The sequence below is a fragment of the uncultured Campylobacter sp. genome (genome assembly GCF_937949835.1).
GTDB lineage: Bacteria > Campylobacterota > Campylobacteria > Campylobacterales > Campylobacteraceae > Campylobacter_B.
This window is the reverse complement of sequence record NZ_CALEDC010000153.1, coordinates 1-1,316: the sequence shown is the minus strand read 5'-3', so window position 1 is coordinate 1,316 and position 1,316 is coordinate 1. Positions and strand designations below refer to the sequence as shown.

The 1,316-nt window shown below is 45.4% G+C and carries 1 protein-coding gene; it reads right to left on the bottom strand.

Annotated features, from left to right (window positions below; translation table 11 throughout):
- Positions 1 to 550: 550 nt before the first annotated feature.
- Positions 551 to 1,316: hypothetical protein (locus tag Q0256_RS03320; protein ID WP_297960024.1), on the bottom strand; the 766-nt coding region annotated here is incomplete at its 5' end.

Here is a 1,316-nt window from a genome sequence, read left to right as displayed (position 1 = left end):
GGGGTCGAATTTCGTGAAAATACATATTTTTGAAAAGAATTATTTTCAATAGTTAATTTTATAAAATGCCCTAAAATAGGCGTTTGAAAGGGCTGTGAAAATTAAGTTTAAGTTTCAAGCAGCAAAAATAACGCGAATTTGTCCGTTTTCGCTTAAGGAAAGTGTGAAAATTTAGGCGCGAGCCGTTTAAGTTTCGCGCGCAATTTCGGCTCGGTCTTGATAACTATTTGCTTAAAATCCTATGCACCTGCCTGCGCCTATGTCATAATCTACTGCAGGCGCGCTGCTGTGGGGCTTTGATAGCGCCCACTTACTCTCTTGACGAGGGGGCTATGACCCCACTCGGAATTTTCCGCCCAATACTGACGGTGTAGAGAAAAATTTCAAAATTTAGACTTTTTGTCCCGCGAAAGATACGAACACATTTTATTATCTGCTTAAAATTTAAGCCCGCATTTTTTTGTCCCACGATCTGCGAAACGAGCGTAAGCATTAGGGCTTTGCGCCTGCGGGAGAGGTGTCCGCCTGCATTTGTCCTGCCGGCGCAAATTCACGCCCAGGCTTCGGCGCCCTCGTAGTCCTCGTCCTCGTAGTCCGGCTCGTCAAATTCTCGCCCCACGATATATTGTTGTAAATACGCGAGCGCATCCATCAGGTCGTCCTCTTTGCTCTCGACTTCGCTATCGAAGCTAAGGAGTTGCGCCTCTAATTCGGTACTTGAGTCGATGCTTGCGTTGTGATAAATTTGCCCGGTGCGGTAATATGGCTCTAGGTTTGATATGCGGGTATTTTTTGCCTTTCCGCCGTGGCTAAGTTGATCAATGGGTAGGTGCACTCCCGTCATTTTTTGTATGATGTCAATCGTATAGAAAAAATCGTTTTGCATTCCGGCTTTTTCAATCCCTATCCTGGTGCAGCCGAATATTTGAAAAATTCGTATAATCTCGACGCTCTTCTCAAACGGTGTCCAGTGCCTGGCGCTGATGTCTATTATGAATCTGCGATTTCTGTTGTCGATAGCCGAGGTTATCATCGCTGTTTGGTCACGGCCGTTTGCGCTTGCCAGATCAATCGTTGTAAAAATTTGACATTTTGCAAGCTCTATTTTTTCGCCGCCTAGCGTTAAATTTATAGCCTTTCTGATTTGCAGCGTTCGTATGTTGACGCCGTCCGTAATGTTTAGCGCTTCCGGTTCTGCGCCGATGTCGTATTCTACGCGCTCGAAGTAGCGAAAATACTCGCGTTTGAAAATCGCTCTTTGCGGATCGATCGCCGCACACATATACTCTTGATAAAATTCATTTGCAAGCCCCTTT